General features: G+C 48.6%; 21 protein-coding genes. 20 read left to right on the top strand and 1 reads right to left on the bottom strand.

Annotated elements, in window-relative coordinates; translation table 11 throughout:
- Nucleotides 1–26: 26 nt before the first annotated feature.
- The 20 genes from H8B09_RS02625 (at nt 27) to H8B09_RS02720 (ending at nt 19,608) form a co-directional block, all read left to right on the top strand.
- Nucleotides 27–452, top strand: a complete 426-nt coding sequence (locus tag H8B09_RS02625; RefSeq protein WP_191201912.1) for a phage tail assembly chaperone — start codon at nt 27–29, stop codon at nt 450–452.
- Between the two features lie 187 nt (nt 453–639).
- Nucleotides 640–2,949 (top strand): phage tail family protein, encoded by a 2,310-nt coding sequence (locus H8B09_RS02630; RefSeq protein ID WP_191201913.1) that lies wholly within the window; start codon nt 640–642, stop codon nt 2,947–2,949.
- A complete protein-coding gene (locus tag H8B09_RS02635; RefSeq protein ID WP_191201914.1) occupies nt 2,946–3,632 on the top strand; it encodes a LysM peptidoglycan-binding domain-containing protein in 687 nt (228 codons plus the stop codon). The genes H8B09_RS02630 and H8B09_RS02635 overlap by 4 nt, the downstream gene beginning before the upstream one ends.
- Nucleotides 3,625–4,593, top strand: a complete 969-nt coding sequence (locus H8B09_RS02640; protein ID WP_191201915.1) for an XkdQ/YqbQ family protein — start codon at nt 3,625–3,627, stop codon at nt 4,591–4,593. The genes H8B09_RS02635 and H8B09_RS02640 overlap by 8 nt, the downstream gene beginning before the upstream one ends.
- A gap of 1 nt (nt 4,594) precedes the next feature.
- Nucleotides 4,595–4,888 carry a DUF2577 domain-containing protein gene (locus H8B09_RS02645; protein WP_191201916.1) on the top strand — a complete coding sequence of 98 codons (294 nt, stop codon included), beginning with the start codon at nt 4,595–4,597 and terminating at the stop codon, nt 4,886–4,888.
- The gene (locus H8B09_RS02650; protein ID WP_191201917.1) at nt 4,885–5,283 is read left to right on the top strand and encodes a DUF2634 domain-containing protein; all 399 of its coding nucleotides are present in this window, start codon (nt 4,885–4,887) and stop codon (nt 5,281–5,283) included. The genes H8B09_RS02645 and H8B09_RS02650 overlap by 4 nt, the downstream gene beginning before the upstream one ends.
- Nucleotides 5,276–6,352 (top strand): baseplate J/gp47 family protein, encoded by a 1,077-nt coding sequence (locus H8B09_RS02655; protein WP_191201918.1) that lies wholly within the window; start codon nt 5,276–5,278, stop codon nt 6,350–6,352. Before H8B09_RS02650 ends, H8B09_RS02655 begins: the two co-directional genes overlap by 8 nt.
- Nucleotides 6,345–6,929: a putative phage tail protein gene (locus tag H8B09_RS02660; protein ID WP_191201919.1), complete on the top strand. Its 585-nt coding sequence runs from the start codon at nt 6,345–6,347 to the stop codon at nt 6,927–6,929. The genes H8B09_RS02655 and H8B09_RS02660 overlap by 8 nt, the downstream gene beginning before the upstream one ends.
- Nucleotides 6,926–7,204, top strand: coding sequence for a ketopantoate hydroxymethyltransferase (locus tag H8B09_RS02665; protein ID WP_191201920.1), 279 nt, complete (start codon nt 6,926–6,928; stop codon nt 7,202–7,204). The genes H8B09_RS02660 and H8B09_RS02665 overlap by 4 nt, the downstream gene beginning before the upstream one ends.
- Nucleotides 7,205–7,211: 7 nt before the next feature.
- A complete protein-coding gene (locus H8B09_RS30315) occupies nt 7,212–9,977 on the top strand; it encodes an XkdV family phage structural protein (protein WP_224753214.1) in 2,766 nt (921 codons plus the stop codon).
- Between the two features lie 2 nt (nt 9,978–9,979).
- The gene (locus H8B09_RS02675) at nt 9,980–10,330 is read left to right on the top strand and encodes a hypothetical protein (RefSeq protein WP_191201921.1); all 351 of its coding nucleotides are present in this window, start codon (nt 9,980–9,982) and stop codon (nt 10,328–10,330) included.
- Nucleotides 10,330–10,473 carry a hypothetical protein gene (locus H8B09_RS02680; RefSeq protein ID WP_191201922.1) on the top strand — a complete coding sequence of 48 codons (144 nt, stop codon included), beginning with the start codon at nt 10,330–10,332 and terminating at the stop codon, nt 10,471–10,473. The genes H8B09_RS02675 and H8B09_RS02680 overlap by 1 nt, the downstream gene beginning before the upstream one ends.
- 196 nt (nt 10,474–10,669) lie before the next feature.
- Nucleotides 10,670–10,963, top strand: coding sequence for a hypothetical protein (locus H8B09_RS02685; RefSeq protein ID WP_191201923.1), 294 nt, complete (start codon nt 10,670–10,672; stop codon nt 10,961–10,963).
- Nucleotides 10,964–11,019: 56 nt separating this feature from the next.
- Nucleotides 11,020–11,295 carry a hypothetical protein gene (locus H8B09_RS02690; protein ID WP_224753215.1) on the top strand — a complete coding sequence of 92 codons (276 nt, stop codon included), beginning with the start codon at nt 11,020–11,022 and terminating at the stop codon, nt 11,293–11,295.
- A complete protein-coding gene (locus H8B09_RS02695; protein WP_191201925.1) occupies nt 11,285–11,908 on the top strand; it encodes a lysozyme in 624 nt (207 codons plus the stop codon). The genes H8B09_RS02690 and H8B09_RS02695 overlap by 11 nt, the downstream gene beginning before the upstream one ends.
- Before the next feature lie 922 nt (nt 11,909–12,830).
- Nucleotides 12,831–14,648, top strand: a complete 1,818-nt coding sequence (locus tag H8B09_RS02700) for a cache domain-containing sensor histidine kinase (RefSeq protein ID WP_224753216.1) — start codon at nt 12,831–12,833, stop codon at nt 14,646–14,648.
- Nucleotides 14,649–14,727: 79 nt separating this feature from the next.
- Nucleotides 14,728–16,065, top strand: coding sequence for a response regulator transcription factor (locus H8B09_RS02705; protein ID WP_191201926.1), 1,338 nt, complete (start codon nt 14,728–14,730; stop codon nt 16,063–16,065).
- Nucleotides 16,066–16,188: 123 nt separating this feature from the next.
- Nucleotides 16,189–17,118: a carbohydrate ABC transporter permease gene (locus tag H8B09_RS02710; RefSeq protein WP_191201927.1), complete on the top strand. Its 930-nt coding sequence runs from the start codon at nt 16,189–16,191 to the stop codon at nt 17,116–17,118.
- A 1-nt stretch (nt 17,119) separates the two neighbouring features.
- Nucleotides 17,120–17,995: a carbohydrate ABC transporter permease gene (locus H8B09_RS02715; RefSeq protein ID WP_191201928.1), complete on the top strand. Its 876-nt coding sequence runs from the start codon at nt 17,120–17,122 to the stop codon at nt 17,993–17,995.
- 137 nt (nt 17,996–18,132) lie between these two features.
- Complete coding sequence (locus tag H8B09_RS02720) at nt 18,133–19,608, top strand: ABC transporter substrate-binding protein (protein ID WP_224753217.1); 1,476 nt, start codon at nt 18,133–18,135, stop codon at nt 19,606–19,608.
- A gap of 112 nt (nt 19,609–19,720) precedes the next feature.
- Here H8B09_RS02720 and H8B09_RS02725 read toward each other — a convergent pair whose 3' ends face one another.
- Nucleotides 19,721–20,797: an HD-GYP domain-containing protein gene (locus H8B09_RS02725; protein ID WP_191201929.1), complete on the bottom strand. Its 1,077-nt coding sequence runs from the start codon at nt 20,795–20,797 to the stop codon at nt 19,721–19,723.
- Nucleotides 20,798–20,822: the final 25 nt, after the last annotated feature.

Here is a 20,822-nt window from a genome sequence, read left to right on the forward strand (position 1 = left end):
CATATTCAATAGGAGGTTTCAACTTTATGGCAAATGATTTGAGTGCATTTTATGCGCAAAATGCAGCAGCAGTAGAAGCCGAGACGTTCATCGTCTCGGATCGGTTTCGCGACAGTGAGGGCGCGCCAGCAGCGTGGAAACTGCGGAGCATGACAGAGGCGGAGAACGAGCAATGCCGCAAATCGGCAACGCGCAAAGTGAAGGGCAAGAACGGCCAGCAGTCGGTGGAAACAAACCCTGACGAATACTTGGCCAAACTGGTTGTTGCAAGTGTCGTTTTCCCGAATTTGAAGGATGCCGAGCTGCAGCAGTCTTACGGTGTGCTTGGGGCAGAAAGCCTTCTGCGAACAATGCTCCGTCCTGGCGAATACGCTGGCTTGGTCGGCAAGGTGCAGGAGCTTAATGGCTTCGATCGCGATATGAACGATTTGGTTGAAGAGGTAAAAAACTGATCGAGGAGGGTGATAGCGAAGCCGTATATGCTTACTACGCCCTCCACGAATTAAATATATTGCCACATGACCTTATGCAGATGAGCCGCCTTCACAGGGCGGCCATCTATGCAATGATCGAGATACGAGTCAAGAAAGAAAGACAAGCTGCTAAATCACGCAAAAAGTAGCAAAGGAGGGTTGTACAATGCCCACCATAAGCGTGAGCTTGCTAAACATCGATCAGCTCACATCTTCTCTTGGCCGAGCACAGAAGGTGATAAACCGCACCATAAGAGTTGCGGAACGTTTGCGGGAAACGCTGCAGAGGCCTCTGTCGATGAGCGCTGACACCGGACAGGCATTGAATCAAATGGAGCGGGCTCGAAGGCGGCTGCAAATTGCTAGGCCCGTCGATATCGGCGTTCGGATTGTGGTTCAGAATATGGGAGACATAAGAGCTGTCCGAAGGCGGATTGACGCAGAGCTCAGTACAATTCGGGCGAACATTCAGGTCACTCTTCCGACTTCGATTAATAGGATGTTCACCAATCTTCAACGACTTGTGATGCGAATGCAGGCCTCGATAAGACGGCTCAGCTCAATTAATGGTAATAGAGGTCAACCGCTGCCGGGACCAGACGCGGGGCTTGATCAAGATAATAGTGACAATGAATCAGAGCAATCCAATTCCACAAAAGGTAAGGGCGGCGCCCGAGTTAAAAACGTAGTCGGTTATCTGAAAGGAATGGCAAAAAGCTCTTTACTATTTGCCGGAGCGCAAATCGTACCTGCAGTTGCCGGCTCGATGGAGCAGCAGGATCTGAAGGATACGTTTATTGCACGTACAGGCAAGGAAGATGTCGGTACAGCGATGTTCGAGAAGTTCAAGCAAGAGGCGCTTGCGATGGGGCAGGATGTAACGCAGTCGCTTCAAGGTACGCTGTCGCTCTTCCCCGTTACACAAAATACCGATCAGCTGAGTCAATTTAATGAGGTGGCGGCTCACTTGTCGGCTTTCGATCTTTCAGGCGGCGGGATTATGGATGCTGCTTCTGCATTAAAGGAGGCTCTTGGTGGCGATGTTGGCTCACTTGCTGCTAGCTACAACATACCGGAAGCGGAGTTAGACAAGTTCAATATCGGCAGCTTTGGCCCTAGCAATATCGATGGTTTCCTGCAATCGCTCAATCAATTGATGGAACAGCAGAAGTTGGGTGATCAAGCTTATCAAACGAAGATGGCGAGCCCTGCAAATCAGGTAAAGACGTTGGGCAATAACGCAAAGTCGGCGTTGGCGGACGCGGGTGATTCAATCGTGCAATCATTATTACCAGTCGTTTCGATGCTTAACCAGATGTTTCAACAAGGACAAATACAAGCGTTCTTCCATGCAATGGGTACTGCAATTGGTTGGGTAACATCGTTACTGGCAGTATTAGTTCAAGGCGCTTTATGGTTTGGTGGAGTGATTGCGAACAATTGGGGTATCTTCAGTTCTGTTCTAGGGGGAATTGCAGCGTTAATCGGTATGCTGCTCATACCAATGCTATGGTCTATGATTCCTCCATTGGCAGCGATTGTCGCCGAGTGGTTGTTGCTTAACTGGCCGATTTTGGCGGTTGCAGCTTTTATTGGAGTTGTAATGTTCGTCTTGCAGAAATTTGGTGTAACTGCGGCAGATGTGATCGGTGCGATCGTTGGAGCGTTTACTTGGCTTGGTGGCGTCATCTACAACTTGATTGCAGTCTGGTGGAATTATTTCGCTAGCTTCGCCGAATTTCTAAAAAACCTGCTTATTGATCCGACCTATGCGATTCAAAAGCTATTCTATGATCTAGCAACGATGTTCGGAGGATATATGGTGAACATGCTGCGTAATGCCGAAGGCTTTGCTGGCGGATTCATGGAAACGATTCTTGGCGCAATCAACGGCATATTGAAGGGCTTTAACTGGTTAAGCAAAAAAATTGAAAAACTTACCGGCGTCGATCTTGGTACAGTGGATCTCTTTGACACAACGAATGTCCATGCCATGAGCGAGCGTTTGCAAGGAATGCTAGATAAGCTTGAGAAACCTGTAAGCGACAAGTCGGTTGTCACGGTTCCTCGCATGGAGATGAAGGACTTGAGCAACGAATACGCTTATGGAGCGAAGGCAGGCTCTTCGTTCGCCAATTCTTTCCACTATAAGAAGCCGAGTGTAGATAATGAAGTTTTGGACCAGTGGAATTCCACTCAGCAACCGATGGCCACGAACGGCAATCGTAACATTAACAAGGTTAACGAGGTCGGCAAAATCAATGACCAGGTAGACGTCTCCAGCGAGGATCTGCAGACGATGCGCGAGCTGGCGGAAATGCAAAACATTCAAAACTTCGTTACGCTGCAGCCGCAGTTGAGCTTCGGCGACACGCATATTCGTCAGGATGGAAGAAGCGTTGATGAGATCATTACGAATATCAAGACGCGCTTGCAGGAAGAGCTTGTATCGTCTGCACGGGGGGTATACGGATGAGTTATGGCATTTGGCTAAGCTGGAACAACCAGAAAGAAGGCTTCGATCTGCCCGTGCTGCCGGCTGAGATTGGTGTAAGCGTAAGTGGGGACGGAGGGGAGCACGAGGTGCAAGGCGGCGGCAAGATCAATGTCATCAAGAATCGAGGGCTGAAGGAATACAGCATCGAAAGCTTTTTCCCTCGCAAACCGAGTTTATTTATCCCCATCGTGCAGCCATATGTGAAAACTGAGTTTCTGCTCTCACCTAAACGTTATGTCGAATCCATTATGCGCTGGTGGGAGTCTAGATGGCCGATTCGCTTTGTTTATGTTGGGTCGACGATGCAGATCAATACACCAGTAAGCATTGAGTCGTTCGAGTGGCGGGAGTCCGGGGGAACGCCAGGTGATATCGAGTACAAGCTCAAGTTGAAAGAGTATCGGTTTTATTCAGCACAGCAGGTCAAGGTCGAGAACAACACAGTGAAGAAGTCAGCAGAGAAGCGAGTGGATGATCGTGTACCTGCATCGACCTATACCGTTGTTTCAGGCGATTCCTTATGGAAGATTGCTCAGAGGGCGCTCGGTGACGGCGGCCGATGGCGAGAAATTCAGGCGCTGAACGGGATTACGGATGCTCAGACGAAGTCGCTTAAGATTGGAACGATACTGAAGCTTCCAGCGGTGAAGGCTAATGCTTGAAATATTGATTGATAACAAAAACGGGCGTGTCTGGGACGTTTCGCAAATTGCGAAAGATGTTTCTTGGAAGACGGTTCGCGTGGGGAAGCCTTCTGTTCTGGAGTTGTCTCTGGTAAACGATAGTGTCACCCAGAATCAGTTGTTTACCATTAATAACGGGGATGTTATACGTGTACGTTATGCTGGGCACAACGTTTTCTATGGCTATGTTTTCAAGCTGCAGCAGAACACAGAACAGATCATTAGTGTCACCGCGTACGATCAGATGCGATATTTGTTGAACAAGGACACCTATAAGTTCAAAAACATGGAGACCGGCGACATTATCAGGAAGATCGCTGCTGATTTCAAATTGAAGACCGGCACGATTGACGCTACTGGTTATTCTATTCCTTCGATGATGGAAGACGGCCAGACGCTGCTGGATATCATTGAGAAGGCGAATGCGCTGACCATAAGCAATTATGGCCAGTTTTTCGTGTTTTTCGACGACTTCGGCGCACTCTCTCTCCGGCGGGTAAGTCAGCTGCAGACCGACTTTTACATTGGTGACGGCAGTCTGTTGACCGGCTACGATTACGCGCAGGATATCGACAGTGATACGTATAATCGGATTAAGCTGTATCGCGACAACAAGGAGACAGGAAAACGTGATATCTACTTGGAGCAGGACAGCGCCAACGTTGCGCAGTGGGGCATGCTGCAGCTATATGAGAGCATAGACGAGAACTTGAATGCTGCCCAGATCGAACAGAAGCTCTACCAATTAGCTCAATTAAAAAATCGCGAGCAGCGCACGTTATCCATCGATGCGATCGGAGATATTCGTGTTCGCGCAGGCATGTACCTGCCCATTGCGATCTCGGCGCTTGGCATCAAAGAGCTTATGCTCGCGGAAGAAGTGAAGCACAGCTTCGGCAGTGCAGAGCATAATATGACCATTACGTTAAGGGTGATTTAACATGCTGGATGCGATTCGCAAGGCTGCAATGACTGCCGTGGAGGCGTCAAATCCAGTCGCTTTTTTGTTTGGCATCGTAACTCAAATAAATCCGCTCGAGGTAAACGTTGATCAACGATTTACGCTCGATGCGGATTTTTTAGTTCAGACCGAAGCGACAACAGAGTTAAGGGTTAGGATCGGGCCCGCCGAGTATTTCATTCGTCGGCCATTGCAAGTTGGCGATCAAGTCGTGCTCGTCCGACTTCAGGGCGGGCAGCGATATTTAATCTTAGACAGAGTGGTGAGAGCATGATTCCGATCGGTGGACAGGTGACGACGGACAGCAATGAAGCGCAAGTACCATCTTTAACCTGGAAGTTGGATTTTGACCGCGGCAAAGTGGTTGGTAAGACAGATGGTTTCGATGCCGTCAAGCAAGCGGCTTACAAGATTCTTCAGACCGATCGCTTCGCTTATCTCATCTATGATGCCAACTATGGCAGCGAGATGGCTGGGCTTATCGGGAAGAGTCCGTTATTGGTCGAGTCGGAGCTTCACCGCCAAATTCGAGAAGCATTGATAGAAGATGATCGGATTCACGATGTCTCGGATATGACGATTTCGATCGAAGGAGACGTGGCGTCGGTTGTGTTTACGGTAGTATCCATATTCGGGAACTTTGAAGGGGAGGTGACGACCTATGTATGAGGCACAAACGGCTGATGCGATATTGGATCGGATGCTTGCGAGAGTGTCAGGAGACATCGACAAGCGGCAGGGCTCCATCATTTATGATGCCTTGGCTCCGGCGGCAGCAGAGCTTGCGCAAATGTACGCGGAGATCGACGTGAACTACCGATTATCCTTCGCAGATACAGCCTCGGGGGAAGAATTAGCTCGGCGTACGGCTGAATTCGGAGTTAATCGGGAACAGGCTACTTTTGCCAGTCGCGAAGGGCGATTTTACGGAGCGGCAGATTCGCTGATCGATGTGCCCGAAGGCGGGCGATATTCGATTGGCGGCGTCATATTTGTCGTAGGATCACGTGTTGGGTCGGGGGTCCATACACTCATTTGTGAGACAGCCGGTGCTGTAGGAAATCAACCGTTCGGTGTACTGCTGCCGATTCAATTCGTACCGGGACTTGTTCGTGCGGAGCTTGGCTTGGTGCTTGTACCCGGCGAAGATGAAGAAACGGATGATGCGCTGCGAAGGCGTTACTATGACGAGGTGAATAGCCCGGCATTCGGCGGCAATGTGGCGGATTACAAGCAGACGATCAGTGCGATGGATGGCATTGGTGGACTGAAGGTATACCCGATATGGCAGGGAGGCGGGACGGTGAAATGTACGGTGATTGCGTCAGATTGGTCCGTACCATCCGCTACGCTGATCAATACCATTCAGACGGCTGTTGATCCGACCGTCAATGCGGGTACAGGGAGAGGTTTGGCGCCGATCGGACATAAGGTAACGATTGCAGGCGTGAGCAGCAAGACATTGAAGGTAGAAACAACTGTTACGTTAGCAGGTGTGACCGTTGCCCAAATACAGGCTTCGGTTACGGCTGCGTTGGAGGCTTATATGACCGATTTAAGAAAATCGTGGTCGAATCAAAGTCAACTTGTTGTGCGGGTCGCTTTGGTAGAGGGAGCGATTCTCACCGTACCAGGTGTGATTGACGTAACTGGAACCCGACTGAACGGCGTTGCTGGTAACATGACGCTTACGCAGGATGAGATTCCGTTGTTGGGGACGGTGACAATCAGTGGCTGATCGCGTATTAGGTTATTTACCACCGTTTTATAAGGAAATACAAGATTTTGTGGAGTTGTCGGATACGGAAAGCATGGAGCTTGAGAGTCTTGCTCAAGCCGTTCAGCGTTTGTATGCCGATCAATTCGTCACCACATCTGGAGCGGGCGCCATCGAGCGGCGGGAGGCCATGCTGGACATTCAAGCTAGTCCATCGGAATCGCTGGAATTTCGGAGGCTTCGCATTCTGAACCGTTATCAGACGAAGCCTCCTTTCACTGCCCAGTATTTGCAGGAACGAATCAATTACATTGCAGGCAAAGGGAAAGCCGTTGTTTCCGTAGAGCCGAGCCTGTATCGGCTGACCGTTACGACGGCAATCGATGACGCACCGGTCTTCGGTGAAGTAGAGCGTACAATCGCGACCTTGAAGCCTGCAAATATGGGATACCGACAGCAAACGGCTATCGTGGATCGAATACGGCTGAAGGCGCGGATCGTCAGTTATGCGCTGGCTCGCAATACCCGTTTGGGGACTAGCTGGCGGCTTGGAGCAACACCGTTCGCGGAACCGGGAGCGGGGGTGACGGCAACTTGATAACGTCAGCTTTTAAGAATGAACTTGCGGAATACACTGCGGGACGGATAACGAAAGTTTCGCTAAATTCCGGAGCTTACGTAATAACGGCATTTACGGTCAAGCAAGTGGATAACGGCACCGTCACGCTCAATTATTTGATTCCGCTTGGAGCGGTAGCGACTGTAAATCGGGTCGAAGTGAAAAGTTCAACCGTCACGATCAGCGACCATCCTGTAAGTATTCCGATCGCAACGGATACGTTGATCGTGCAGGTAATCTCGGTAGAGGAGTGAATGCAGGTTGGCTAAGACGAATTGGCAGTATAACGATGTCGTAAAGGAAACCGATCTGAACCAAATCGGGCAGGAAATTAATGCAGCAGCCTCGTCTGCGACCAGTGCTCAGCAAAGTTTGACGACGCATAAGACAGCCGCTGTATTGGATCACCCGGACGGTTCGGTAACAACGGACAAGCTGGCAGCCAAGACGGTTACGCAAGCGAAGATTGGCGATAAAGCGGTTGGACAAGGTCAACTCGGCGACAAGGCAGTCGGGAGCGGACAACTAGCGGATGGATCAGCTACGGATACGGTGATCGGAACGCGTACCATTGCAGATGGTACGGCTGCGACAGGTGATAGTGGTACAATAACGACCTTGCTCGGATGGATTGCGAATATGCTAAAGTCAATCACCGGCAAAAGCAATTGGCGCACGGCGCCGGCGACCTCCCTGGAAGCAGCGAAAACTCACATGGATGCAACAACCGGTGTGCATGGGGCGACGAGTGCAGCAACTTCAAATGCAATTATGCAGCGCGATGCTAGCGGGCGGGTGCAGGTTGCTTCTCCAAGTGCAGCAGCTGACGTCGCTCGGAAGGATACTGTAGATGCAGCAGAAGTTAACGCTAAGGCATATGTGGATATAAACTGGAAGCAAAAATGGCCATTGACTTCTGATACAGGGACGCATGTCGTGAACATTGCGTCCGGAGAAGATTTCTTAGGTAGAATTAACCCATATCGCACGTGTACTTTTTATACAAATCCTGGTGTTATTGGAGTGCCTTCGTCAGCTTCGGGCCGCGGATGGCAGATTGCTCAAGCGAATATTGGTCACCTACTCTGGATTGATACATCCAACCGGGCATATTGGGGTATCTACGGGCCAAGCGATACCGCGGTAAAATGGAGGATGATTACAGATGCAGCTGACTTCGATACCCACTTGGCTGATATGGTTAAGCATGTTACCGCGTTAGAACGGGCTGAGTGGAATGCAAAGGAAACTCCGACAGGTGCGCAGGCAAAGGTGAATACTCACGCAACAGCATCCGATCCTCATCCACAGTACGCACTGGAAACGGTTGTTCAAATGATGAAAATAACCACAGATACAGGAAACTTCACTATAAACGCGAGCAACGCTGGTGATGATCTGTTAGCCATGGTTGCAGCCAAAGTAGGTATGAACACGGTATATTGCAATGGTAATGCGTCAAATACACCTTCTACGTCGTCCTATAGAGGTATATCATTTATGTCCGCGACTGGCTCAAATCCTTTCGGTTTTGTAGTCCTTATAGGCACAGATGGTGTTTATACTAATTACTGCAATGGTTCTAGCGGGTGGTATGGCTGGAGAAAACACCAATCTTACACACTGACATCGTATAATGGTTTTGGGCAGGTGCATACAAACGATCTAAACGGACTGCTGAGTACTGGTATATATACCATTGCAAATAACGTACCGAATATTCCGGAGGCCGCGACTGGGGTTTTGTTGGTTACACAGCGCAACAGTACGACATCCATCCAGACTTGGTGGAATGCAGGCACGACGCCATCAATGTACACGCGGACAACTATTGATACCGGTACAACGTGGACAGCTTGGCGCAAGCTAGCCTTTGAGGATTCCTTCTATTCTTTAACCCAACCAAACGGAAAGCCCTTACCGTATGCGGGTGATGTTAATATGCTGCTTGATACAGGAATATATATAGTCAATACGTCAAATACAAATTTACCTGAAGCCGTGACGAGTACTATTTTTGTTACTCGTCGGACGAATTCTGAGTCATTTCAAATGTGGATTAAATCAGCTACTGGCGATACTTGGATCCGGTCAACTGAAAACACTGGTACGACTTGGACTCAGTGGCGAAAGATCGTAACGACGGACATGGCCCAAATGAGTAAGATCACAAAAGATGATGGAAACAACATCATCAATCTGACCCAAGCAACGGATGATCTGCTTGCAACCGTAATTAGTGCTGGTCCTGGTCTTCGCACGATCTATGCTGCCGGAACTGTACTAAACATGCCTTCAACTGCTTCAATAAGAGGTATCTCATTCATGCAAGGTGGTGCTCCGTACGGTTGGATTTTAGCAGTTGATACAAACAATCGGATGTACACAAATTCTTTGAAAGATGGCGTGACATGGACAGGTTGGAGAGAGCGTGAACACACGGGCAATAAAAATATGGCAAATGGATATGCAGGAATTGGAGCTGACGGCCTGATTGCTGCAGCACAGTTGCCCCTCTCGACTGCTACGAATAGTACATCTACAACCCAAGCTGCAACGCCAAGTGCTGTAAAGTCAGCGTACGATCTAGCATCAGCTGCATTGCCTAGGACAGGTGGTACATTAACAGGCAACACAACCATTAATAATACAAATCCAGCTATTGTAATCCAACCGACTATTGATATTGTCGGGACCACTGGTATGCGGATGAGGAATGCAGCCGGGACAGACATGTTTATGCTGGGCCATAGTACACTGAATAATAAATTTGTCTTATATGATTATGCCTTACCTGGTACTTCAATAGCAGTAGAGGCTGGATCCTCATTAGCGAATGGCTTTACGTATCGTGGTAATAAGGTCTACCACGCAGGGAATGCACTGATTTATCTTGGTTCAGGCAGTCCGATTGGCGTTGTTTCGGCTCCTATCGGTTCGATTTACCAGCGCACGGATGGTGGCACAAGCACCACACTTTATATCAAGGAAAGCGGTACAGGTAATACAGGATGGAGGTCGGTATAGGTATGATTAAACCTTGTGTGATTCTGAATGGACAAGTCATTAATATTGGACCATGGGATTACCAGATCAAAACGATAGAAATATCGCCGGAAATGTTTGATGATAATGGCAATAAGATCGACGAAGCACGGTTTCAAGAAGTTGTAAGCAACCCTTTACCAGATGGGGCGGTTATCGAAGAACTCGATATTGCAGAAGACACTAACGGTGGACAATATGTCATAGGTACGGCACCTCAGGAGTCCAACTTACAGAAAATCGACCGATTGTTACATGAATTAGCAGTAGCTCGTCAAAAACAAGATTTAATGCAGCTTGCGTTGGATGATTTAATTCTAGGAGGAGTGGTGTAATGGCAGCTTACATTGCACAGCGTATTATGGAAGGCGCATATACGTATGAGTATGTGGTCGAACGTCGTCCTGATCTGCAAGACATAATAAATATTTTCCTTACTAGTCATAAACGTCAAGACCTGATAAAAAGCCTTGCTTGAGAGAATGCAGTAAAAGTGCTTTTTCTAAAGTGAACTCATAAAACGAGCCTCTAGAATCGATTCTAAGGCTCGTTTTGAGGTAGGGGAGACATTTTATGACCCCCCTAAAAATGTTAGATTCTTCAAAAGCACGCTTTTTGCAGCAGTCTCGCTTAGGCGGGGCTTTTTTATTTTCGAAGGTGGGGGCATGGGGGGAATGAATACATCAATTGTTGCAGTGATTATTTCGGCTGTAGCCACGATATCGGGTATTGTATTGGGCTGGTCTGGCAGATCTCGAACGGTGCTGCAAGATACGGTAACGGATGCTGGTAAAGATGCCGTCATTCGTGCTGATCTTGAGCATATCAAACGAGGAATCGAAGATATCCGGTTCGAACAGCGTGCACTCGTGCAGAGAAGTGATTTGTTGGCTGAAAGAGTCACGAGGATTGAGGAATTGGTGAAGCAGGCACATAAAAGGATTGATAAACTGGAGGATGATCACTAATGGACAACGGACAACTATTTAATTGGGAAGCTCTCTCCTCAATGGGGGGAGCTTCTTTGCTTACCTATTTTGTGACCGCCTATTTCAAAACGACGATCGATCGCTTTGTAACATGGCTGCCAACAGATGTGCTGGCTGTCTCTGTGGCTTGGGTAATCCTGATTTTTGCACAGCTTGCTTCTGGAGCAACGGCGTACGACTGGAGGCTGTATGCGTTATCGTTCGCCAATGCATTCCTGGTAGCGGCAGCTGCAGGTCAGATGCATCAGAAGGCGCTATCCCCACCAGGAGTGTCTGCAACGATGAAGGAGGACGCATCCAATGAACCGTAAAATATCGAAAATAGGTATTAGCCTAATTCAATCGTTCGAGGCCTGCCGGCTCGCTGCTTATAAACCGGTAGCTACCGAACCTCATTACACTATTGGCTGGGGCCATTACGGCCCTGACGTACAAGCAGGCATGACGATTACGCAGGAACAAGCTGATAGCATGTTCATTGCTGATCTAGCCAAGTACGAGGCATGCGTTAACAACCCATCTTACGTTCCCGTTACAGACAAGCTCACGCAGAATCAATTCGATGCATTGGTATCATTTTGTTACAACTGTGGGTCAGGTAATCTGCAGAGGCTTTGCAATGCACGGACGGTTACTGAGATTGCTAAGCATCTCATCGCGTACAACAAGTCAAATGGAACGTTCTTGACGGGTCTGACAGTCCGGCGACAAGCCGAGTTGGAACTATTTAATAAGCCTGAAACGGCGAAGGAGGAAGAAGACATGCAGCTGAGCAATTACCAATGGGGCGTATTGGAGACAAGTATCAGGAAGCTATTGGATAATAAGAAGGTAACAGATAGATTGTGGCTGGATAAGATCAAGGAACGAACACTAACGACATCAGAACTAGCTTGGTTGACATTCGTCGTGTCGATGCGATAAATAATAGCCAAGAGCAGCTCAACAGCTGACCTATGTAGTCTTCAATTTACTCATTTATTCTTCTTTAAAGCGATCTCATATTCCTCGTTCCGATCCACTTTTCCTCTCCTGCTTAAAACATAAATGACCCGTAAAAGAGGGTAGTCCATATCCAGCCTCACCATTTGAATCCAAAGAAAACAGAATTGCTTTCGGTTAAATCAGAGGCTCGATCTAATAAAGCAGACATGGGTACTGTCTAGAGTGGTTAAAGAAAAATCAATTTTGATAAGTTTACGAAAGAAAAGAGAAATAGAGAAATTAATGCGGGTTCAGTTGTGTTTCTTCCTATTATATAATGGAATCCTTTTTCATTTCTGATAACAACTCCATGCCGCGAATTCTATCAAGGAAGATTAACGACTTTGATCAAGTTATTTATTCTTCTCATCGGCGCAACCAAACAACTGGGAACAGCGTTATATAATGTATACCTTTCAGACAAGATCACGAATGTAAGGGGTGCCGGAATGAAATATGTGGCGGGTAACAGACAGCTTGCATGTCCATGTTGTGGGCATGATGACTTCGACAAAGACTATCGGCAGCTGAATTCCAGAGGGGCGACTTTTCTCGGGCTGGATTGGGCGAATAAGAACGCTACGATTTTGATTTGCAATAATTGTACGAATATCTCGTGGTTTATGGAAGAACCGGAAGAGTTGGATTGAATTCGATTCCTTTCAGAAGCTTGCCAGCTATCAGTTGATGAACTGATAGCTGGCAAGCTTTTTTTACTGCCGATCGTACTAGTTATGATGATAGAATGAGAGAAAACAGAGAAATAGAGCTTAACATTACACCTCATTTGAATAGCATTAGCCATTGTATCGTGCGCAAGAATTGATATTGTATAGATATCAGCCGGAGGGGGAACTTGCATTTGGGCAAATACAGCTGGAATCCATTAACAAGGTTCAGCGTTAACCGTCAATTGCTGCTGCTGCTGCTTGTGATGGTCATACCGATACTTGTTCTGCAGGTTTATGGGAGTGCCAAGGCAGAGGAAATAATGACGCGGAATGTGACTAGCGCGTATGCGGAGACGAGTAAGCAGAACTTGTCATTAATAAGCAGAGATATTGATACGATCAGCAAAATCACATCAACGATCATCGCGAATCCAATCACACAGCAGCTGCGGACGGATTTATCGGCAGGCAGTGAGGTAATCGATCGGGTGCGCAAGTATTCGGCAGCGGATATTATGTTGTCTAACTATTCGACGACAGCCGATGGCTCCAGCACGATAGCGTATTCCTTCTACGTGTATGACCCCAATGACTTATACGAATTTGCGCCTAAACGGCAAATGGCTGCGAGCGGTGTATATTTCTTCACGAAGGAGCAGGCTCCGCCTGTCTGGTATGAAGAAGCGGTGCAGCGCAAGGGTGAAGGTTATATGAAGGTCATCGACAGCATGGTGCAGATGGCTCCGAAGACGAAGACGCTCGCTTATATTCGTGCCGTACGGGATACGAGCAGCGGAAACAACGTCATTGGCGTACTTGTAGCCACCAATATGGAGGACCAGATTGGCGTCTCGATCAATTCGGTAGACTTGCCGGAAGGCGGCAATGTGTATTTTACAGATGGACAGGGAACGATTCTCGCCTCGAATGAGGCTGGCCGATTAGGAACGCAGCTCACAGTACCGTTGGGATTACAGCAGCAGAGCGGTCCGGGTAAATCGATTCATCTCATTGAAGCGGACAGCATCTATGTATCTACGTTCGGCAATGATGGGCGCGAGCTCGTCTACAATATTCCGAAACAGTCGCTGTTGAAACAGCAGACCGAGTTTAAACGTATCATTCAGGTGCTGTCGATTATTTATTTGGCATTGTGCTGTGTGGTGATGACGTACTTCTGGCGCTCTCTCATGAAACCGCTTCAGAAAATGGCTTCATTCTCAAGGTCCTATGAGCCGGGCAAGCTTGTACCAGGAACGCCGGCCAAGGATAGAAGGGATGAGATTGGTATTCTTATGTCCTCGCTTTACGATATGGCGCGCCGTCTCAACATGCTGATCAAAGATAAGTATCAGATGGAAATCAAGCAGAAGGAAACGCAGCTTCAAATGCTTTATCAACAGATCAATCCGCATCTGCTCTACAACACGTTGGAAAGCATCTATTGGAAAAGCACGATCGAAGGCCGATCGGAATCTGCCGAGATGATCAAGGACTTGTCCAAACTGATGCGTATCAGCTTAAGCCGCGGCCGCGAGCTGATTACGATAGGAGAAGAGCTGGAGCATGCAGGCGCTTATATTAAGCTGCAGCAGCATCGTTATGCCTTCACCTTCAATGTGGACTGGCGCATACCGGACGAAGCACTGCCCTATCTGATTCCCAAAATCACGCTGCAGCCGCTCATAGAGAATGCCATTATCCACGGAATCAAGCATATGGGTGAGGATGGCGAGATCCGAATTACTCTTCATATCGACAATAATGCCATCATCATTCAAATCGAAGATAATGGTTACAAAGAGGTTGATACCGATGCAATTGAGCGGATGATTGCTGGCAATGGCTCAGGAGAGCAGTCCGGCTATGGCATCCGCAATATTCAGCAGCGGATCCGACTGCATTTTGGTACAGCATATGGCTTAAGTTACAGCCGCGAAGGTGGAGCAACAATCGCCCGTCTAATTATGCCCGCTGTCACCGAAGCGCCAGGAGAGGAAGAAATCTAACGGGCTGCCACGCAGCGTCTATGTCTATGCAAAATTGAAAATAGCTTGTTACCTAATAAATCAACAGGGAGGCTGTGTTATGCACCGCATACTTATCGTCGACGACGAGCCGTTGATCGGCCAAGGATTAAACAGCCTGCTCGCATCGTCAGGAATTGGCATCGAAGCGATCTATGTCGCTCATAACGGCTATGAAGCGCTCGACTATATACGTATGGAAGATATCGACCTGCTCATTACGGACATCCAGATGGGCGCGATGAGCGGGATTGAACTTATGCATCAGGCGAAGCTGGTACGTCCATGGATTCAGACCATCGTCATTTCTGCCCATGAAACGTTCCAATATGCTCAACTCGCGATGCGGCTCGGAGCTAAGGATTATTTGATTAAGCCACTGGATGGCATCCAGCTGCTTGATTCAGTACGCAATGCGCTGCTTAAACTCGAGAAGCGGTCGAAGTCGCGCGAAGAAACGATCGACACGCTGCGCGATTCGTTCCGAGTCGCAGAGCCATCAGCGTTGCAGACAGCTCTACTGAACAACTTGCTCAGCGATGAAGCCAACTCCATGAAGCCTTCGTCCATAGAGATGCATAAGCTTGGCATTGGTTTGGACGGTCCGTATTTTGCCGTACTCAAGCTGAGATTACTGACGAGAACAGCCTCATCTGCAGGTGGCCCGCCATCGGAGCGGGATGCCCAACTGCTGCGATATGCTGCGCTTAACATCACGGCGGAGCTGCTTGCCGAGACCGAACGCGAATCTGTCGTGTTCTACTCCGGAGCAGATGAGCTGAGCATTGTTATGCAGTGGGATGAGGAATCATACGAGAACACATCGGCAAGCAAGCTTGACCAGCTGGACATGATTGGCAGAAGCTTGCACCGAAGCATGAAACGTTATCTAGGGCTGACGACCATCGTCAGCATTAGCCAGATTGCCAACGGGTTGCAGAGTCTCGTTCTGCTGAATAAACAGGCAATTCAAGCGCTGCGGTGGAGCGAGCGACATCCGGATCATGACGTCTTTTATTACGGCGATTTCCACGAAAGCTTATACACGAAGGAAGAGACATCCGAAGATGAGCTTCATGCTCAGCACAACCGAATTGCAGAAGGCGCGAAGGCATACATTGATCGCAACTATGCTCAGAAAGGGCTCACGCTGCACGAGGTGGCGCAGAACAATCACGTCAGCCCGAACTACCTCAGCTACCTGTTCAAGAAAACGAATGGCATGAACCTGTGGGAATATGTTATGAAGTTGAGGATGGAGGAGAGCCGCCGTCTGCTGCTCGAGACCGATATGCGCAGATACGAGATTGCCGAGCGGGTCGGATACGAGTCGCCGGAACATTTTAGCAAAATATTCAAAAAGTATTACGGCATTAGTCCAAGCGAGCTGAAGAAGTAAACGATCAATCAGTGGAGTAAAATCGCTCATCATTCCAATAGATACGCACATGTGCAGTCAGCAGCGCTTTCACTACAATGAAGGAGCAAGCTACTTGCTACAGGGGAATGAGGAGGACGTAAGATGGATCGCACAGCAGCTCCACAACGGCAGCAAGGGGAGATCGGAGAACGGAGGGCGGGCATCGGACAGATCCTGAAGAAGCATCTTTGGGGTTATCTGTTTCTGCTGCCCGCCCTTCTTATTTTTGCAATGTTTCTATGGCTGCCCATTATCAAAGGTTTTTTCTACAGCTTCTACCATGTTGATTTTGTCAAAGGGAACTCATTCGTTGGCTTCGACAACTACAAGACGGTGTTCCACGATTCCGATGTAGGGATTTCAATCCGTAACACGCTCTACTATATGGGACTGGCACTCGTTATGGGCTTCTGGGTGCCGATCGTATTCGCCATCTCGATCTCTGAGGTTCGGCGATTCCAAGGCATTCTGCGCATTGCAGCGTACCTGCCTAACGTTATTCCAGTCGTCGTTCTATACGGATTATGGCGCTGGTTCTACGATCCGGTGGGACCGATCAATGCAGCGATCACGAAGACGGTCGGCGGCGAAGGCGTCTCCTTCATGACAGACACGAGCTGGTCCATGATATCGCTTGTATTCATGGAGACGTGGCAGCAATTCGGTGCAGCGATGCTGCTCTATCTAGCGGCAATCCTAAGCGTTCCACGCGACTGGTATGAAGCAGCAGAGATCGATGGAGCAGGCGTCTGGATGCGTATTCGCCATATAACGCTGCCTTCGATCAAAAACTTGATTCTGCTCATGCTTCTGCTGCAGTTGATCGGCACGTCGCAGGGCTTCCAATCCCAGCTGGCGATGCTTGATGGCGGTCCGAACAATGCCACGCTGACGTATGCGCTGCTCATTGTCAAATACGCGACAACGCGACTTGAGCTCGGCGTTGCTTCCGCGATGGGCGTGCTCATGTTTATCGTATTGAGCGTGCTTGCCATTATCCAATTCCGGCTTCAGCATAAGGGGGACAACTAGGATGAAACTTGAAGAACGCGGCATTCTGTCCCGCTATGATCTGAGGAAGCCGTTTAACCGGACGGTATATGTCATCATGCTCCTGGTCGTCATTGTGATGGCTTGCTCCATGATTTATCCGGTTCTTGTTGCAATGTTCAATGCGTTCAAGACGAACACGGAAGTCAACAGCTTCCCGCCGACCTTCTTGCCGAATGAAGGCTGGCATTGGAGTAACTTAAAGCAGGCCTGGAATTATATCGATTTGCCGATTTTCCTGCGCAACACAATGTTTATATTCATCGGCAACATGGTTGTCACAGTCGGCGTTCTAGGACTTGCAGCATTCAGCTTGTCCAAACTTCAAGTGCCGAAGGCGAAACATATTAGCATGTTCTTTCTCATCACGTTGTTCATTCCGCCGACGACTTACCTGATTCCGAACTTCTTGAACCTGAAGGATCTTGGTTTGATTAACACATTCGCGGCATTCTGGCTGCCGGCCGGTGCAAGTGCATTCAATCTGCTGCTGCTGAAAAATTTCTTCGACGGCCTTCATCAAGAGATGTTCGAGGCGGCTCGAATAGATGGCGCATCCGAGCTTCGCTGCTTCGCAGGCTTGGCACTGCCTCTGTCCATTCCGATCATTGCGACGCTGGCGATATTCGTCTTCTCGACGGCATGGAATGATTGGTTCTGGCCATCGCTCGTTATGCACAATGACAGCAAATATCCGCTCTCGACAGCAATTTATAAGTATGTCATAAGCGCACGTGGTCTCGGCCTGAATATTCGATTCGCGATTCTGTTCATGGTCATGCTGCCGCCGATCGTTGTGTTCCTCGTCTTCCAGCGTTTCATTATGCGCGGTCTTAATCTAGGTGGGGTTAAAGGATAATATTGCACACATAAGGCGTCAAACAACAGCGTAGAACCACACACAATCGGCATAATGACACACATCGTATGAAGCGTTTGCAGACGATATGATGAATGCGTAAGGAAAACTTAAGCGTCTAGAAAAGGGGAGTATCCATGCATAAGCGTAAGCTCATGACAGTCATGGCATGTCTAGCTTTGTCTGCCTCCATGCTCGCAGCATGCGGCGGAGGTTCAGACAAGGAAACGACGAAGGAAGACACGAACACGACGGGTACGACAGACAATGCAGGTACGAAGACGGACACTGCGGGAACAACTGACGAACCGGCGGCAACAGATCCGTTCGTGAATGAGAAGGCGACAATCAGCATCTATTACCCTACGCCGGATCAGGTGGAAAACCGCAAGCTGGAAGATGACAAGATCCGCCGCTTCACGGAGAAATACCCTAACATTACGATTGAGAAGAGCGACTGGCATTATAAAGTAGATGAGATTGGCATCAAGATGGCATCGAACGAGGCACCAACGATCTTCAATACGTTCGCCACGGAAGCGAAGTTTCTGATCGAGCGCGGTTGGGCAGCTGACATCACCGATCTGTGGAACAACTACGAGAATAAAGATCAAATTAATCCAACGCTGCAAAATCAATTCATTATAGACGGTAAAGTGTACGGCGTCGTTCAGAAGGGTTATTCGACAAGTACGGTCGTGAACAAAAAGATGTTGGATGAGAAAGGCGTAGCCATTCCATCGTATGACTGGACATGGGATGACATGATCAATACGGCGAAAGCTGTTGCTGACCCGGCGAAAGGGATTGCAGGTATTGCGCCGATGGGCAAAGGCAACGAAGCAGGCTGGAACTGGACCAACTTCCTATTCGAAGCTGGCGGTCAAATCATTAGTACGGACGGCGGCAAAGTGACGGCAGCATTCAACTCGGATGCAGGCGTTAAAGCGCTGCAGCTGTACGAGAAACTGCGCTGGGATGCAAATGCCATTCCGAAGGACTGGGCACTTGGCTGGGGCGACGCGGTAGGCGCGTTCACGCAAGGCAGAACGGCGATGGTTATTGCTGGTGCAGAAGGTCCGCTTGAGGAAGCACTGAACCAAGGCGGCATGAAGCCGGAGGATGTTCTCACGTTCCCAATGCCTGCAGTTGAAGCAGGCGGCAAACATTACGGTATTCTGGGCGGAGACTATCTTGTCATTAACCCGAATGCTAGCAAAGTCGAGCAAGAAGCGGCATTCCGTTACATTACGTTCGACTACTTCTCCGATGATTGGCTTGCGTCGGTCGAGAAGGATATCCAAGCGCGTAAAGCACAGAACAAATATTTCATTCCGCCACAAATGAACTACTTCCGTGAAGATTCCGATTACGGTCAAAAGGTTCAAGCCATCTTCGATAAGTATGACAACGTGTACAAATATGCACCAGAGTCGAATGCGCTGCTTGATGGTCAGCCAGAGGCACAGTACAACACGCAAGATTACTATGCTGAGATGACGAACGTCGTTCAGCAGGTGTTCTCGAAGAAGGGCGTCGATCTGAAGGCGAAGTTGGATGAAGCTGCGAAGAATATGCAGGACAAATATTTTAGCAAAATCGAAGTGAAATAGGTTTATGAATGAATAAAGGCGATCGCTCTGAGGAGCGGTCGCCTTCATTCGTATATGCGACACAAACAAAAGAAAGGCGCCCGCTTATATGGGCGCCTCTTCAGTGGAACGGCTACAAAACAATTTCTGTCACATCGACATCGCGGATAAGAGTCAGATCGACGAATTCGTTATCGATTTGAATTAATGGCCGGAAGAACTCTGTCGGATGCGTCATCACGATAATGCCAGTTTTGCCATTATCAAGCGTTGCACGTTTGCCAATGAAGTTCGGAATCATATGCTTAATGAACGTATGAGCCGTCTTCGCATCAAGCTCGTTGAAGCTCATGCGGTAAATTTCGCGAAGCACCTGCAGCAGGTCGCGTTTCTCCCGATAGACGCGCATGGAGATCATCGCGCTGTATACGTCAACAACGGAAACGATTTTGGCGATGGGGTGAATCTGTTCATCCTTCAAGCCAAGCGGGTAACCGCTGCCATCACTTCGTTCGTGATGCTGCGCCGCTACAATAGCCGCAATCTCGTTGTCCATCGAATTCTGAATGATGTCGTGGCCGTATTGCGGATGACGTTTGATCTCAGCAAACTCTTCATCCGTCAGCTTTCCTGGCTTGTTCAGAATGGCGGTGTCGATCCGACATTTGCCAATGTCATGGAGGAAGCCGGCTTGTCCGATCTCAACGGACTCTTCCTGACTGTAACCGAGCCATGATGCGAGATAGAAGGACAGCATGCCAACTTGCACGGAATGCTGATAGGTATAATCATCCTTCGTGTTCAAGAGTAGAAGCATGGAAACGACGTCCCGCTCCATCCGGAAGTTGTCGACGAGAGGCTGGAACGTATTCTTAACAGCCTGTTCTTCAATTACCCCCTCGTTGACCGCTTTCTCGAACAGCGTTTTGAACCCTTTGATTGTATCTTCGTAAATAGGTTTAACAGTTGGCATCCATTTCGGGCTTACACTTGACTCGATCGTACGAGTGCTTCCTTCAGCTACCGGATGGACAGGCTGGTCGAAAGATCGCATCTCGATATCGACGTAATCGATTTGATGCTGAAACAGCATGGAGATCTCTTTGTTGCGTAAAGTCGTACCTTTTGATAGAACATGGAGACCGAAGTTATTGAATGTATCTCTAAGAAGGAAGTCTCCATCTCTCAAATCGGTGACGTGTACCCGCATGATGCCACCCCTGAACTAGATTTGA

This window comes from Paenibacillus terricola, assembly GCF_014779765.1.
Lineage (GTDB): Bacteria > Bacillota > Bacilli > Paenibacillales > Paenibacillaceae > Paenibacillus_T > Paenibacillus_T terricola.